This window comes from Burkholderia oklahomensis C6786 (assembly GCF_000959365.1).
GTDB lineage: Bacteria > Pseudomonadota > Gammaproteobacteria > Burkholderiales > Burkholderiaceae > Burkholderia > Burkholderia oklahomensis.
In genome coordinates this window covers 647,976-663,417 of record NZ_CP009555.1, presented here as the reverse complement: position 1 = coordinate 663,417, position 15,442 = coordinate 647,976, and the positions used below count along the sequence as shown (strand labels likewise).

At 68.8% G+C, this 15,442-nt stretch carries 10 protein-coding genes; 4 read left to right on the top strand and 6 right to left on the bottom strand.

Annotated features, from left to right (window positions below; all coding sequences use genetic code 11):
- Positions 1 to 129: 129 nt before the first annotated feature.
- The gene (locus BG90_RS02935; protein WP_010102210.1) at positions 130 to 753 is read left to right on the top strand and encodes a ParA family protein; all 624 of its coding nucleotides are present in this window, start codon (positions 130 to 132) and stop codon (positions 751 to 753) included.
- Positions 754 to 1,282: 529 nt separating this feature from the next.
- Here the strand turns inward: BG90_RS02935 and panD are convergent.
- From panD to BG90_RS02915, 4 genes are all read right to left on the bottom strand, one after another.
- Positions 1,283 to 1,669 carry an aspartate 1-decarboxylase gene (panD, locus tag BG90_RS02930; protein ID WP_010102213.1) on the bottom strand — a complete coding sequence of 129 codons (387 nt, stop codon included), beginning with the start codon at positions 1,667 to 1,669 and terminating at the stop codon, positions 1,283 to 1,285.
- Between the two features lie 53 nt (positions 1,670 to 1,722).
- Positions 1,723 to 2,562, bottom strand: a complete 840-nt coding sequence (gene panC, locus BG90_RS02925) for a pantoate--beta-alanine ligase (RefSeq protein ID WP_010114353.1) — start codon at positions 2,560 to 2,562, stop codon at positions 1,723 to 1,725.
- Positions 2,563 to 3,248: 686 nt separating this feature from the next.
- Positions 3,249 to 4,124 (bottom strand): segregation and condensation protein A, encoded by an 876-nt coding sequence (locus BG90_RS02920; RefSeq protein WP_010102217.1) that lies wholly within the window; start codon positions 4,122 to 4,124, stop codon positions 3,249 to 3,251.
- 4 nt (positions 4,125 to 4,128) lie between these two features.
- Positions 4,129 to 4,317 (bottom strand): DUF3460 family protein, encoded by a 189-nt coding sequence (locus BG90_RS02915; RefSeq protein ID WP_010114355.1) that lies wholly within the window; start codon positions 4,315 to 4,317, stop codon positions 4,129 to 4,131.
- A 209-nt stretch (positions 4,318 to 4,526) separates the two neighbouring features.
- Here BG90_RS02915 and BG90_RS02910 point away from each other — a divergent pair, with 209 nt between their 5' ends.
- Both BG90_RS02910 and BG90_RS02905 read left to right on the top strand, forming a co-directional pair.
- A complete protein-coding gene (locus tag BG90_RS02910; protein WP_010114356.1) occupies positions 4,527 to 6,344 on the top strand; it encodes an autotransporter assembly complex protein TamA in 1,818 nt (605 codons plus the stop codon).
- 13 nt (positions 6,345 to 6,357) lie between these two features.
- Positions 6,358 to 10,452 (top strand): translocation/assembly module TamB domain-containing protein, encoded by a 4,095-nt coding sequence (locus BG90_RS02905; RefSeq protein WP_045568045.1) that lies wholly within the window; start codon positions 6,358 to 6,360, stop codon positions 10,450 to 10,452.
- Positions 10,453 to 10,568: 116 nt separating this feature from the next.
- On the opposite strand, the gene metG is transcribed toward BG90_RS02905, so the two are convergent.
- Positions 10,569 to 12,725: a methionine--tRNA ligase gene (gene metG, locus BG90_RS02900; RefSeq protein ID WP_010114358.1), complete on the bottom strand. Its 2,157-nt coding sequence runs from the start codon at positions 12,723 to 12,725 to the stop codon at positions 10,569 to 10,571.
- A 476-nt stretch (positions 12,726 to 13,201) separates the two neighbouring features.
- Positions 13,202 to 13,849 (bottom strand): YiaD family glycine zipper/OmpA-like lipoprotein, encoded by a 648-nt coding sequence (locus tag BG90_RS02895; protein ID WP_010102225.1) that lies wholly within the window; start codon positions 13,847 to 13,849, stop codon positions 13,202 to 13,204.
- 372 nt (positions 13,850 to 14,221) lie between these two features.
- On the opposite strand from BG90_RS02895, the gene apbC reads away from it, so the two are divergent.
- Positions 14,222 to 15,310 (top strand): iron-sulfur cluster carrier protein ApbC, encoded by a 1,089-nt coding sequence (gene apbC, locus BG90_RS02890; RefSeq protein WP_010114359.1) that lies wholly within the window; start codon positions 14,222 to 14,224, stop codon positions 15,308 to 15,310.
- Positions 15,311 to 15,442 lie beyond the last annotated feature (132 nt).

Genomic DNA, 15,442 nt, shown 5'->3' with positions numbered 1-15,442 from the left:
GCCCGATGCGCGGCCGCCCCTGTTTCGGTGCAGGCGCATTTGCCGATATCATCGCTCCCTGTATCCGCATCTTTCGCGGCGCGTCGCCGGTGCCAGGCGTCGCGCCGCGCGGCTTCTTCGGGGGAATTCATGACGGTGATCGTGGTGGCGAATCCGAAGGGCGGCGTTGGCAAGAGCACGCTGTCCACCAATCTGGCTGGGTATTTTTCGGCGCAGGGCGCGTGGGTCGCGCTCGCCGATCTCGACCGGCAGCAGTCCGCGCACGCGTGGCTCGACCTGCGGCCGGCCGCGCTGCCCGCGATCGAGACCTGGGCGCTCGATCCCGATTCGCCGTCGAAGCCGCCGCGCGGCCTCGAATACGCGATCGTCGACACGCCGGCCGGCCTGCACGGCAATCGGATGAACGTCGCGCTCGAGTTCGCCGACAAGGTGATCGTGCCGCTGCAGCCGTCGATGTTCGATATCCTCGCGACCCAGCAATTCCTCCAGCGCCTCGCGAGCGAGAAGGCGGTGAAGAAGGGCGCGATCGAAGTGGGGATCGTCGGGATGCGGGTCGATGCGCGCACGCGCTCGGCCGAGCAACTGCACCGCTTCGTCGAGGGGCTCGATCTGCCGGTGCTCGGCTATCTGCGCGACACGCAGAACTACGTGCAGCTCGCCGCGCACGGCCTCACGCTGTGGGACGTCGCGAAAAGCCGCGTCGAGAAGGATCTCGAGCAGTGGCTGCCGATCGTCGAATGGGCGCAGAAGTAGCGCGCCGGCAAGTTGTCGGACGAATGGCTCGCGGGAGCCGGCGGTTTCGGGCCTCGCACGTTCGCGGCGAGGCATCGACTCAAGCGGTCGGCCGACCGGCGCTCGAAATTCGGGAAAGGACGAGAATGGTGCGGCACCCGGTATCCGGTATCCGGCACCCGGCACCCGGCACCCGGCACCCGGCACCCGGCACCCGGCACCCGGCACCCGGCACCCGGCACCCGGCACCCGGCCACGAGGGCCACCCGACAGCCCGCGCAAACCCCAGTCAAACCGTGCGCTTTACGTGCAATCCGGCATCGCTTCGCGCGCCATTCGCGCCGCAACGCTCGCGGTCAGGCGCAGGAACGCAAGGCGGCACGCCAAACGCCGCACCAGGCTTCCCCCGGCTTCGCGCAGGGCATTTTCACCGGCGCGCGGCGCCCGAGCGCATCATGTCAACCGGCTCGGCTCGGCTCGGCTCGGCTCGGCTCGGCTCGGCTGCACGGCGCCGCAGCGCCCCGGCGCAACGCGGCCGGCCGAACGCCGTTCAGGTCCAGTTCTGCGTCGGCACGTGGTCGCGGCTGCCCTTGATCTTGTTGTCGTCGCCGACGAACACGAGATTCGGCTTCCAGCCCGCCTTCAGCTCTTCCTCGTCGATCATCGCGAACGCGGCGATGATCACGAGGTCGCCCAATTGCGCGCGGCGCGCGGCCGAGCCGTTCAGCGAGATCATCCCGCTGCCGCGCTCGCCCTTGATCGCGTACGTCGAGAAGCGCTCGCCGTTGTTGATGTTCCAGATGTCGATCCGCTCGTTCTCGACGATGTTCGCGGCTTCGAGCAAGTCCTCGTCGATCGCGCACGAGCCTTCGTAATGCAGCTCGCAGTGCGTGACCGCCGCGCGGTGGATCTTCGATTTCAGCATGTGGCGCTGCATGATGGCTCCCTTGGTGCTACCAGACGATGAGCGGTCGGCTTCGCGGCCGGCCGTCAGATTTCCAGATTGTCGATGAGGCGCGTCGCGCCGAGCTTCACGGCCGCGAGCACGACGAGCGGCTCGCCCGCCTCGGTTTCGGCCGCGCTCGGCGCGACGAGGTTCGCGCGCCTGCGGATCGACACGTAGTCGGGCTTCCAGCCGCGCGCGGCGAGGCTGTCGACTGCGCGCTGCTCGATCGCCGCGAGGTCGCGCTCGCCGCCTAGCACCGCGTCGCGCACCTGCGCGAGCGTCTTCGCGAGCTCGGGCGCTTCCGCGCGCTCGGCCGGGCTCAGATAGCGGTTGCGCGACGACAGCGCGAGGCCGTCGGCGTCGCGCACGGTCTCGGCCGCGATGATGTCGACGGGCATCGCGAGCTGCTGGCACATCCGGCGCACGATCATCAGCTGCTGGTAGTCCTTCTTGCCGAACACGGCGACGCGCGGCTGCACGCACGCCATCAGCTTCGTGACGACCGTGCACACGCCGGTGAAGAAGCCCGGGCGGAACTCGCCTTCGAGGATATCGCCGAGATCGTGCGGCGGCTGCACGCGATATTCCTGCGGCTCCGGATACATGTCGCGCTCGGTCGGCGCGAACAGCACGTAAACGTTCTCCTTCTGCAGCTTCTCGATGTCGTCCTGCAGCGTGCGCGGATACTTGTCGAAGTCCTCGTTCGGACCGAACTGGAGCCGGTTCACGAAGATGCTCGCGACGACGGGGTCGCCGTGCTGGCGCGCGAGCCGCATCAGCGACAGATGTCCCTCGTGCAGGTTGCCCATCGTCGGCACGAACGCGATGCGGTTCTGGCCGCGCAGCTGGTCGCGCAGTTCCTGGATCGAGCTGATGACTTTCATGAGTTGGCGGTTCCTCGCGCGGTGGGCGCGTTGGCCGCGCGAGGCGGCGTGGTCTGGATCGTCGTGGCCGGGACGCCGCGCAGGGCGTCGAGCGTCGGCGATTGTAGAGGATTTGTCGTTTTAGCGCATCGATAAAAGCACGATCGTTCACTTTAATCGGTGGAGGTGCGGCGCGGGAGCGGCAGTCAACTGGGGCCGGACCAGCATGTCGGCGACGGCGAGCGCGTCGTCGAAGCCGCCGACGCGCAGCGCGCGGTGGCGGCGCATCCACACGCTGCGGCGGAACGGTCGGGACACGGCAAGCGGGGGCGAGCCGCATCGGCCGGGCGCGTTTCAACGGAGCGGGCGCGTCAGGCACGGGCCGGCAAGGCGCGACCGGACGTGCACGTCCAACGGCGAGCACTTGATCGGAACCGGGGATGGCGGATCGCCTGCAAACGCGGCGGCGCGTGCGAATCGGCGAATCAATCCGACGACACGCGGAGTCGTATCGACGGCTGACGCCGTCTGCGGCAATCGACGCCCGCGAGCGCGCGGCTTGCATGCGCCGAGCGCCGAAGCGGCAATCCACAGAGGAAACGACCGATGCGCAGGTCCGACCGCCCGAGCAAGGCCGGCCGAACCAGCTTCCCTATTCGACAAAGGACCGGCGCGCGGCCGGACGACGGACGCGGGCGCGCAGCCGCTCAGGCCGGCAGATAAGCGAGCCGCACGTAGATCGGCGCGAACGGCTCGGCCTGCGTGATCTCGACGAGCGATTCGCGCGCGAGCTCGAGCATCGCGATGAAGTTGACGACGACGACGGGCACGCCGCGCGACGTGTCGAACAGGTCGGCGAACTCCATGAAGCGCGCGTTCTGCAGCTTGCGCAGGATGAGGCTCATGTGCTCGCGCACCGACAGCTCCTCGCGCGAGATCTTGTGATGCTGGACGAGCTTCGCGCGCTTCAGCACGTCGGCCCATGCGGCGCGCAGGTCGTCGGCGTTCACGTCGGGGAAGCGCGGCGTGATGCTCTGCTCGATGTAGACCTCGGCGCGCAGGAAGTCGCGGCCGAGCTGCGGGAGCTGATCGAGGCGCTGCGCGGCGAGCTTCATCTGCTCGTACTCGAGCAGGCGCCGCACGAGCTCGGCGCGCGGATCCTCCGCTTCCTCGCCCGTGTCCGCCTTCTTCACGGGCAGCAGCATCCGCGACTTGATCTCGATGAGCATCGCGGCCATCAGCAGGTACTCGGCCGCGAGCTCCAGGTTCGATTCGCGGATCTGGTCGACGTAGCCGAGATACTGCGCGGTGACGTCCGCCATCGGGATGTCGAGCACGTTGAAGTTCTGCTTGCGGATCAGGTACAGCAGCAGATCGAGCGGGCCTTCGAACGTTTCGAGAAAGATTTCGAGCGCGTCCGGCGGGATGTACAGATCCTGCGGCAGCTTGAAGAGCGGCTCGCCGTACAGGCGAGCGAACGCCGCGACGCCGTCGACCGTGTCGGGCGTCGAATCCGCGCCCGAGGGCGCGGCGATCGCGTCTTCGGGCTGCGCGCTGGCGCTGGCCTCGTCGGCGGCGCTCACGGCGTCAGAAGTTCTGGTAGTAGACGTACGGGGTCTGGCGCACGCGCGATTGCTGCTGCGTGTCGCGCTCTTCGAGATCGATCGGCTGCTTGTCCCACAGCAGCGAGCGGCCCTTGCGCTGTTCTTCTTCGAGCGCCGGCTTTTGCTGCTTCAACTGGTTCAGGAATTGCGTGATGTCGGACTGGTACGGCATGGCTTGGCTTTCCGTTCTGGGCCGGGCGCGGCGCGCCCGCGAATGCGATCGACGGGATTTTACCGCAACGCGGGGAACGGCCGGCGGCAAAACGGCGTCGAAAGCGCGATCGTCGTGCGGCAATGTGGCCGAAAGCGCGTTCTGCGCACACCGCACTGTGTTCAAATGACGGCTTTGATCCGACGATATTCTTACAGCGGAGGTCTTGTTTGGCAGGGCGGGCACCACGACAGCATGCTTTTTCGCGCGCCGCGCGCGGCGCGTCGAGCCGGGCGCCCGGATGGCGCGCGTTTGCGCGGCGCGGCCTGCGCGTGCTGCTCGCCGGCTGCGCGGCCGCGCTCGCGGCGCCCGCGTTCGCGAAGTACGCGGTCGAGATCGACGCGCCGCGCTCGGTCAAGAGCCTGCTCAAGCAGCACCTCGACATCGCCCGCTTCGCGAAGCGCGAAGACCTGAGCGAAGACCAGTTCGAATTCCTCGTGACCGCGACGCCGCAGCAGGTGCGCGAGCTCGCCGCGACGGCCGGCTATTTCTCGCCCGTCGTGCGCACCGACGTGCGCACGACGGGCGGCGAGCGCCGCGTGACGGTGTCGGTCGAGCCGGGCGCGCAGACCGTCGTGTCGGCCGTCGATCTGACGTTCGACGGCCCGGTCGCGAGCGAGGACCCGAAGCAGGAGACGGCGACGCGCCTCGCGTTCTCGCTCAAGCCGGGCGACGCGTTCACGCAGTCCGGCTGGGACGACGCGAAGAACGCGGCGCTCAAGCAATTGCAGTCGCGCCGCTATCTCGGCGCGAAGATCACCGCGTCGGAGGCGCGCGTCGATCCGCGCACGCGCGAAGCGAGGCTCGCGGTGACGCTCGACAGCGGGCCGACGTTTACGATCGGCGAGCTCGACGTGTCCGGCGTGCGCCGCTATCCGGAGAAGATCGTGCACAACGTGAATCCGCTGTCCGCCGGCGAGATTTACGATGCGAAGCGCATCGCCGAATTGCAGCGCCAGTTGCAGAACACGCCGTACTACGCGAGCGTCGCGATCGACGTATCGGACGACGTCGCGCGGCCGCTCGACACGCCCGTGCACGTGAAGGTCAGCGAGTATCAGTACAACAGCGTGCGCGGCGGGATCGGCTACGCGACCGACACGGGGCCGCACATCCAGGGTTCGTACACGTATCTCGACACGTTCGGCGCCGCGTGGCCGCTGTCGGTGTCGGGGCGGATCGACCAGATCCAGCAGTACGGGCAGGTCCAGCTTTCGATGCCGCCCGGCCCGCGCGCGTGGACCAACAGCATCCTCGCGTCGTACACGAACACGAACGTGTCGGACACGCGGATCTACAGCGCGCGCGTCGGCGCGCAGCGCACGCGCGCCGGCCAGTTCATCGACTATACGTACTCGCTGATGTTCTATCAGGACCGGCTCGACCAGAACGGCGCCGGCCCGACGACGAGCCGCGCGCTCGTCCCGCAATGGGCGTGGACGCGCCGCAACGTCGACGATCCGCTGTTCCCGCGCTCGGGCAACCTGATCCATGCGGAAGCCGGCTTCGCGGTGAAGGGCGTGCTGACCGACCAGACGTTCATTCGCGGCTACGCGCGCGGCCAGCAATACGTGCCGATCGGCAAGCGCGATCTCTTCGTGTTTCGCGCGGAGCTGGGCGGCGTGTTCACGAGCGGCAGCTCGTCGGGCGTGCCGGCGTCGCTCCTCTTCCGCGCGGGCGGCTCGAACTCGGTGCGCGGCTACGGCTATCAGAGCATCGGCAATTCGGTCGACGGCTCGGTGCTGCCGACCAAGTACCTCGTGACGGGCACGGCCGAATACCAGCACTGGTTCAATCGCGACTGGGGCGCGGCGACCTTCTTCGACATCGGCACGGCGACCGACGCGTGGGGCGAGAAGGTGTTCTATCCGGGCGTGGGCGCCGGCGTGCGCTGGCGCAGCCCGGTCGGCCCGGTCAATTTCGATCTCGCTTACGGCTTGAAGAACAAGAGCGTGCGTCCGTATCTGACGCTCGGCATCGCATTCTGATTTTTCATTTGGCATGACGAAGGACGTATCCGAACCGACTCCACCCAGCGCGCCGGACGGCGGCGCGCCCGGCGGCCCGCGCGAGCCCGCGCCGAACAGGCGCTCGCGCGTCCGGCGCGCGCTCGCCGCGCTCGCGTGGACGGCGCTCGTCGTCGTCGTGCTCGTCGCTGCGACGGCGGGCGTGCTCTTCGCCGCCGCGACGACCGAGCGCGGCACGCAGTTCGCATGGCACGCGGCCGTCAAGCTGCTCGGCGGGCGGCTTTCGGGCACGCTCGAAGGCGGCACGCTCGCGACCGGCGTGCGGCTCAAGCAGCTCGCGTGGACGAGTCCCGATGGTTCGGGTACCGAAGTAAGAATCGATCGCGTCGCCGGACGCTGGGCGCTCACGCGCGCGCCGTGGCGCTTCACGATCGCGTCGCTGCGCGCGGGCGCGATCGACGTGCGCGTCGTGCCGTCGCCGCCGTCGCCGACCGTCATGCCGCAGGACCTGCAACTGCCGCTGCAGCTCGCCATCGAGGATCTGCGCTTCGACAAGCTGCTGATCCACGAAGCCGGCTCGACGACCGAGTTCGACAACCTGATCTTCCGCGGCGCGAGCGACGGCCGTCGCCATGACGCGACGGTCGAGCGCCTCGACACGCCGTTCGGCGCGCTGACCGCGAACGCGCGGCTCGACGGCGTGCGGCCGTTCGCGATCGACGGCGACGCGACCTACGCGGGCAAGCTGTCGGGCGAGCCGGTCGATGCGCGCGCGCGCGTGTCGGGCTCGCTCGAAGCGCTCGTCGCGGACCTCGACGCCTCGGGGATGAAGCTCGCGGGCCGCGCGCACGTCGAGGCTGCGCCGTTCGGCGACGTGCCGCTCACGCGCGCGTCGATCGTGTTCGATCACGTGAATCCGCGCGCGCTGTCGCCGGGCGCGCCCGGCGCCGATCTCGCCGTGCGCGCGCAGCTCGAGCCCGCGACGCCCGATCCGAAGACGCCGAAGTCGTTCGTCGTCACGGGCCCGGTGTCGATCGTCAACGCGAAGCCCGGCACGCTCGGCGACGGACTGCTGCCGCTCGTCGACGCGCACGCGAACGTGCGGCTCGACGCGCACGCGCAGCGCATCGACTCGCTCGAGGTGCGCACGATCCGCGACGGCAGCGTGACGGGCGGCGGCGCGCTCTCGAATGGCCGCGGCAAATTCGATCTGAAGGTCGCGAATCTCGATCTGAACGCGTTCGTCGCCGCGCTGCGGCCGATGCGGCTCGCGGGGCCCGTCGGCGTCGCGCTCGAGCACGGCGCGCAGACGATCGACTTCGATCTCGCCGACGCGAAGCTCGCGCTCGGCGCGAAGGCGAAGGTCACGCTCGACGCGAAGCAGACGACGATCGCCGACGCGCGCGTGACGGCGGGCAAGGGGCGCGTCGAGCTCGCGGGCGTGCTCAAGCATGACGCGCGCTCGACCTACGACCTGAAGGCGAAGCTCGTCGATTTCGATCCGCTCGCGCTGGCGGCGGCCGGTGCGTCGTCGGCCGCGAAGCAGGGCGGCGGCAAAGGCGCGAAGGGCGGGAAGGTCGCGAAGGGTGGCAGGAGCGGCGGCGGCGCGAAGGTCGCGCGGACATCGGCCGGCCCGCGTGCGGGCACGGCGCGCGTGAACGGCACGCTCGCGGCGACGGGCGCGCTTGCGCCCGGCTTCTCGACGAAGGCGCAGTTCAAGCTCGGCGACAGCGTCTACGACGGCCTGCCGATGACGGGCGAAGGCACGGTGCAGATGGCGGGCTCGCGGATCCTGCCGAGCAACGCGAACCTGTCGATCGCGGGCAACCAGGTCGGCCTGCGCGGCAGCTTCGGCGCGCCCGGCGACCGGCTGCGCTTTTCCGTCGACGCGCCGCAGCTCGATCGTCTCGGCTTCGGTCTCGCGGGCCTCGTGCGCGCGAACGGCGAGCTGACGGGCTCGTTCGCGCATCCGAACGTGAGCGGCGAATACACGGCGAGCGGCGTCGTGTTCGGCTCGAACCGGATCGGCGCGGCGCAAGGCCGCGCGGACATTCGCGACGGCGCGCGCGGCGCGCTCGTGTTTACCGCCGACGCGAACGATGTCGCGCTCGGCGCGGTGAGCCTGAAGACGCTGTCCGCGCATCTGAACGGCACGCGCGCGAAGCACACGTTCGATGCGACCGCGATCGGCATCGCCGAAGGCCGCGTGATCAACCTCGCCGTCGCGGCGAATGGCGGAGTGGTCGAAGCGCGCGACGGGATGCGCTGGGACGGCACCGTCACGCGCCTGTCGAACCGCGGCACGCCGTCGATCTCGCTCGACACGCCGCTCACGATCTCGGCGGGCGCGCAGCGCGTGACGCTGAGCGCGGCGAAGCTGTCCGTCGAAGGCGCGACGATCGACCTGAAATCGTTCGCGCTCGAGCGCGGCAAGCTGCGCACCGCGGGCTCGATCACGAACCTGTCGGTGGCGCGCGCGCTCGAGATCCGCGCGGAGCTCACGGGCAAGCGCTCGCCGCTGCGCACCGATCTGATTCTCGACGGCGACTGGGACGTCACGCTTGGCGACACCGCCGCCGGCCACGCGCAGATCAAGCGCAGGAGCGGCGACGTGACGATCGCAACCGGACGCGGCGTCGCGTCGCTCGGCATCGGCGACCTGTCGGCGCGCGCGACGTTCATGCCGGGCAACCGGCTGAGTGCGACCGCGCACGCGCAGGCGACCCGCATCGGCACGCTCGACGCGAGCGTCGCGGTGCCGTTCGCGCTGCGCGACGGCGTGTTCGGCGTCGCCGAGGACGGTCCGCTCACGGGCCGCATCGACGCGGACGTGCCGGCGCTGAAGTCGACGGGCGGCCTGTTCGGCCCGGGCTATCTGCTCGACGGGCGCGCCGCGCTGAAGCTGACGGTCGCGGGCACGCCCGCGAAGCCGAAGCTGTCGGGCACGCTCTCGGGCGACAGCCTGTCGGCGACGCTCGTCGACCAGGGCGTGCAGCTGAAAGACGGGATCGTGCGCGTGAAGCTGACCGAGAACCTCGTCGAGTTCGAGCAAGTCGAGTTCCACGGCGGCGACGGCACGCTGCGCGCGATCGGCCGCGTGCGGCTCGACGGCAGCGAGCCGGACCTGACGGCGAGCATCGTCGCCGACAAGCTCGAGCTCTTCGCCGCGCCGGACCGCAAGCTGTCGCTGTCGGGCAAGGCGGTCGTCGAGAACGACACGCCGCGCGGCGGCATCGCGATCAACGGCAAGTTCACCGTCGATCGCGCGCTGTTCGATCTGCCCGAGGAGGCGGCGCCGCATCTGTCGGACGACGTCGTGATCGTGCGTCCGGGCAGCCTCGAGCGCGGCGAGACGAAGACGGGCACCGCGATCGCGAAGCCCGCGCCCGCGACCGAGAAGCCCGCGCCGTCGCTCGCGCCGCGCGCGAACATCGACATCGGCCTCGGCCGCGACTTCCGCTTCAAGGGGCACGGCGCGGATCTGCGGCTCGCCGGCACGGTGACGGTGATGAGCGCGCCCGGCGTGCCGCTGCGCGCGGTCGGCAACGTGCGCGTGACGGAAGGCTCGACCTATACGTCGTTCGGCCGCAAGCTCTCGATCGAGAACGGCTTCTTCACGTTCAACGGGCCGGTGTCGAATCCGGGCATCAACATTCTCGCGATGCGCCGCAATCAGGAAGTCGAGGCGGGCGTGCAGGTGACGGGCACGGTGCAGTCGCCCACCGTCAGGCTCGTGTCCGAGCCGAACGTCAACGACAACGAGAAGCTGTCGTGGCTCCTGTTCGGCCACGGCACCGACCAGGGCAACAACCTCGGCCAGCAGAACGCGATGACGACGGCGCTCGCGCTCCTCGGCAGCGCGACCGGCAAGCGCGTCGCGCAGACGGTCGGGCTCGACGAAGTGTCGGTCGGCCGCAGCGACGTCGGCCTGACCGATCCGCAGGTCGTGCTCGTGTCGAAGGCGATCAACGAGCGCTTCGTGCTCGGCTACGAGCAGGGGCTGCAGTCGGCGAGCAACGCGTTCAAGGCGACGATCAACCTGACGCGGTTCTGGGCGATATCCGCGTATGGCGGCACGTTCCAGGGCGTCGACCTCAACTACACGCGGCGCTTCGATCGCTGGTGGTGACGCGGCGGGGACGGCGGCGGGGCGCCCGTCGCCGCCGTGCCGCCGCGCGCGAGCCCGGCGCGCTCCGTTCGCGCCGCTTGATGTTCATTCTGCATCGCGGCGAAGTGCGCCGCCGCTTACTTCACGCGCATGCCGGGCTTCGCGCCGCTATGCGGCTCGAGGATGTAGAGGCCCGGCTCGGCCTTTTCGTCGGCTGCCGACGCGGCGAGCACCATCCCTTCGGACATGCCGAACTTCATCTTGCGCGGCGCGAGGTTCGCGACCATCACCGTCAGCTTGCCGACGAGATCCTCCGGCCGGTACGCCGACTTGATCCCGGAGAACACGTTGCGGGTCTTCTCCTCGCCGACGTCGAGCGTGAGCCGCAGCAGCTTGTCGGAGCCGTCGACGGCTTCGCACGCGACGATCTTCGCGATGCGCAGATCGATCTTCGCGAAGTCGTCGATCGCGATGATCGGCGAGGCGTCGTCATCGGCGGGCGCGGCTTTCGCGTCCTTCGCGCTCTTCGCATTCTTCGCGCCGCCGCCGTTCGCCGCGTCCGCATCGGCCGCCGCGGCGGCGCCCTGAAGCGAGCCGCGGTTCGCGGCGAGGAGCGCGTCGAGCTGCTTCGGATCGACGCGGGTCATCAGATGCTGATACGCGCGGATCGGCTGCTCGGACGACAGCGGCTTGCTCGCGTCGGCCCACACGAGCGGCGCGACGCCGAAGAACGCTTCGACGCCCTCCGCGACGCGCGGCAGCACGGGCTTGAGCGCGAGCGACAGCAGGCGGAACGCCTCGAGGCTCACGCTGCAGGTTTCGTGCAGCGCGGCCGCGTTCGCCGGATCCTTCGCGAGCTCCCACGGCTTCGCCGTGTCGACGTAGCCGTTGACCTCGTCGGCGAGCTCCATCGTCTGGCGCAGCGCGCGGCCGTACTCGCGCGCTTCGTAGTGCGCGGCGATTTGCGGAATCGCATCGCGCAGCGTCGCGAGGAGCGGATGGTTCATCGCGCTGTCCTGCACGCGGCCGTCGAAGCGCTTGATCAGGAAGCCTGCCGCGCGGCTCGCGATGTTCACGTACTTGCCGACGAGGTCGCTGTTCACGCGCGCCTGGAAGTCCTCGAGGTTCAGGTCGATGTCTTCCATCGTCGCGTTGAGCTTCGCGGCGAAGTAGTAGCGCAGCCATTCGGGGTTGAGGCCCGTGTCGATGTAGCTCTGCGCGGTGATGAAGGTGCCGCGCGACTTCGACATCTTCGCGCCGTCGACCGTCAGAAAGCCGTGCGCGAACACGTTGGTCGGCGTGCGATGGCCCGAGAACTCGAGCATCGCGGGCCAGAACAGCGTGTGGAAGTACAGGATGTCCTTGCCGATGAAGTGATACTGCTCGGTCGTCGAGTCCTTCTTGATCCACGCGTCGAAATCGATGCCGCGCCGCTCGCACAGGTTCTTGAAGCTCGCGTAGTAGCCGACGGGCGCGTCGAGCCACACATAGAAATACTTGCCGGGCGCGCCGGGGATCTCGAAGCCGAAGTAGGGCGCGTCGCGCGAGATGTCCCAGTCGGCGAGCTTCGCTTCGCCCGCGTCGCCGAGCCATTCGCGCATCTTGTTGGTCGCTTCGGGCTGCGCGAGGCCGCTCACCCATTCGCGCAGGAATGCCTCGCAGCGCGGGTCGGACAGCCGGAAGAAGTAGTGCGTCGACGTCTTGCGCACGGGCGTCGCGCCCGACACGACCGAGTACGGATTGACGAGATCCGTCGGCTGATACGTCGTGCCGCACACTTCGCAGCTGTCGCCGTACTGGTCCTTCGCGTGGCACTTCGGGCACTCGCCTTTGATGAAGCGGTCCGGCAGAAACATTTCCTTGACGGGGTCGTAAGCCTGCTCGATCTCGCGCTTGGCGATGAAGCCGGCGTCCTTCAGCGCGAGGTAGATCTTCTCGCTCAGCACGCGGTTCTCGTCGGAATCCGTCGTATAGAAATTGTCGAACGAGACCCCGAAGCTGTCGAAGTCGCGCTTGTGCTCCCGCCACACGCGCTCGATCAGCTGCTTCGGCGTCACGCCTTCCTGCTCGGCGCGCAGCATGACAGGCGTGCCGTGCGTGTCGTCCGCGCCGATGTAGTAGATCTCGTGGCCGTGCATTCGCATCGTCCGCACCCAGACGTCGGTCTGGATGTACTCGACCAGGTGGCCGATGTGAATCTGCCCGTTCGCATAGGGCAGCGCGGACGTGACGAGGATCTGGCGGCGGCCTTGCGGCGCGCCGGCCTGCACGGAGGTGAGGTCGGATGCGGACATAGGGTCTCTGAAGGGACTGCTTGCGGAAAATCGCAGGGAAGCTGCGATTCTAGCAGGGCGGCCGCCAGCCGATGTACGGGGCGGACGGCGCATGGTTGCGCCCATCGAGCGGGGTTGCGACGCGACGCTCGCCGACGCGCGCATGGCGTGTCACGAGCCGTAATATTTTACGAATTGAAAGCTTTGGGCAAAGCGGCTATGTTTGCGTCGGCTGCGCGGTGCGCGGCGACGGCTGAGCGGACAGGTCGGATGTTGCGGCGCAGCGAGGCGTCGTGCGGGCAAAAAAAACCGGGGCGGATGTGGCCCCGGAGCAACAACGACAAGAGGAGAATGGTGACGCGCCGGCAGCACCGTCACGTACCGTAAAGACAGACTCCGCGGCTCGCAAGAAGTTCGAAAATTTTTTCGAGTTGTTACGAGCCGCCTCGAAAGCCTTGTCCGGCGGGACTCGGCGCGCCATTCTCCAGCGGTCGGATTTACTGCGCCGCTTGCGGAGCGCGCAGGTAGATCTCGACGCGGCGGTTCTGCGCGCGGCCGGCTTCCGTCGCGTTGTCGGCGATCGGGTTCGATGCGCCCATGCCTTGCGCCGACAGGCGGCTTGCCGCGACGCCGCGCTGCGACATCGCGTTCACGACGCTTTGCGCGCGATTCTGCGACAGCGTCTGGTTGTGCGCCGCCGAGCCCGTGCTGTCGGTGTAGCCGACGACGGACGCGGTGATCTGCGGGTTCTGGTTCAGCGTCGACGCGAGGTCGTTCAAGAGCGGCGTGAACGCCGGCGTGACCGCATACTGGTCGGTCGCGAACGTGACCGAGCTCGGCACGTTCAGCTTGAGCGAGCCGTCCGGCTGCTCGGTGACCTGCGTGCCCGTCTGCTGCGCGGACGGCGCAAGCTTGTTCTTGATCGCTTGCCAGTTGTAGCCCGTCACGCCGCCGACGAGTGCGCCGACGCCGGCGCCGATCGCCGCGCCCTTGCCGCCGCCGGCCAGTGCGCCGATGCCTGCGCCGAGCGCGGCGCCCGTGCCCGTGCCGACTGCCGTGTTGGTTCCTTGCGGGGTCGCGCAACCCGCCAGCAGGGCGCCGGCGAGAGCGAAAACGGACAAGCGCGTCGCGATTTTGGTATTCATCTTGGTTTCCTCTCTTGAGTGACTCGACAAGAACAAAAAAGAACTGCTCTTTCGGCGGGGGGACCCGCGCGCCGGCGATGCGGGCGCGCGAGCGCCTCGATCCGTCCGGCGCCCGGCCGCGGAGCCTGCCGCCGATGCGACAAGCCCCGTTCGCCAGGATGGCTGTTCGGACCAAGCGCGCCCCAGCCTCTACAATATAGGCGGTATGGCCCCGATGTGGCCCCGAAGCGCGCCGCCCGCGAAGATTGCGCCGCAAGTTGGCTTTACGCAATGGCGTGCAATAAATTCTTTCACTTTTCTCGCTTTTCGCCCGAATATTTGAAGATTATTGACCTTTTGGGCGATTTTGAGCGACGTTCCCACGGAGTTTCGATGAGTATCGACAGGGCGCTCGCCGACGCCGCACTCGCGGCAGTCGTCGACCCGAACACCGGCCGCCCGTACGCGGCGCACCGCGGCATCCGCAACGTGGCGATCGACGGCGACGCCGTTTCGGCCGACGTCGTGCTCGGCTATCCGGCGAAGAGCCAGTTCGACGACGCGCGCGCGCGCGTCGCGGCGGCGCTCGCCGCGGTGCCGGGCGTGCGCGAGGCGCGCGTCCACGTGTCGCAGGAGATCGCCGCGCATGCGGTGCAGCGCGGCGTGCAGTTACTGCCGAACGTGAAGAACATCGTCGCGGTCGCGTCGGGCAAGGGCGGCGTCGGCAAGAGCACGACGGCCGTGAACCTCGCGCTCGCGCTCGCGGCCGAAGGCGCGTCGGTCGGCATCCTCGACGCCGACATCTACGGCCCGTCGCTGCCGACGATGCTCGGCATTCACGACCGGCCCGAATCGCCCGACAACAAGTCGATGAATCCGCTCGTCGGCCACGGCCTGCAGGCGAACTCGATCGGCTTTCTGGTCGGCGAGGACAATCCGATGGTATGGCGCGGCCCGATGGCGACGTCGGCGCTCGAGCAGCTCTTGCGCCAGACCAACTGGCGCGAGCTCGACTATCTGATCGTCGACATGCCGCCCGGCACGGGCGACATCCAGCTGACGCTCGCGCAGCGGGTGCCGGTGACGGGCGCCGTGATCGTCACGACGCCGCAGGACATCGCGCTCCTCGACGCGAAGAAGGGGCTCAAGATGTTCGAGAAGGTGAACATCCCGATTCTCGGCATCGTCGAGAACATGAGCATCCACGTGTGCTCGAACTGCGGGCACGAGGAGCACATTTTCGGCGCGGGCGGCGCCGAGCGGATGGCGAAGGAGTACGGCGTGACCGTGCTCGGCAGCCTGCCGCTCGACATCCGGATTCGCGAGCAGGCGGACGGCGGCGCGCCGACCGTCGCCGCGGACCCGAACGGCAAGCTCGCCGAGCGCTACCGCGCGATCGCGCGGGGCGTCGCGATCGCGATCGCCGAGCGCGCGCGGGACATGTCGTCGAAGTTTCCGACGATCGTTGTTCAAAATACGTAAAATCCCCGGCAGGGCCGCGTCGGACGGTGTTTGCGGCGTGGCGAGTCACGGTATCATGACGACTTTCCCGAAGGTCCCCTTTACCGGCCCGGCGGCCGCTCGTTCGAGCGTTCCGCCCGGCATGAGGATCGC

Bases quoted from the DNA above. Each gene is read 5' to 3' on its own strand.
- BG90_RS02905 (WP_045568045.1), top strand. From the start codon at position 6,358: ATGACGAAGGACGTATCCGAACCGACTCCACCCAGCGCGCCGGACGGC.
- panD (WP_010102213.1), bottom strand. From the start codon at position 1,669: ATGCAGCGCCACATGCTGAAATCGAAGATCCACCGCGCGGCGGTCACG.
- apbC (WP_010114359.1), top strand. From the start codon at position 14,222: ATGAGTATCGACAGGGCGCTCGCCGACGCCGCACTCGCGGCAGTCGTC.
- BG90_RS02935 (WP_010102210.1), top strand. From the start codon at position 130: ATGACGGTGATCGTGGTGGCGAATCCGAAGGGCGGCGTTGGCAAGAGC.
- BG90_RS02915 (WP_010114355.1), bottom strand. From the start codon at position 4,317: ATGCCGTACCAGTCCGACATCACGCAATTCCTGAACCAGTTGAAGCAG.
- panC (WP_010114353.1), bottom strand. From the start codon at position 2,562: ATGAAAGTCATCAGCTCGATCCAGGAACTGCGCGACCAGCTGCGCGGC.
- metG (WP_010114358.1), bottom strand. From the start codon at position 12,725: ATGTCCGCATCCGACCTCACCTCCGTGCAGGCCGGCGCGCCGCAAGGC.
- BG90_RS02895 (WP_010102225.1), bottom strand. From the start codon at position 13,849: ATGAATACCAAAATCGCGACGCGCTTGTCCGTTTTCGCTCTCGCCGGC.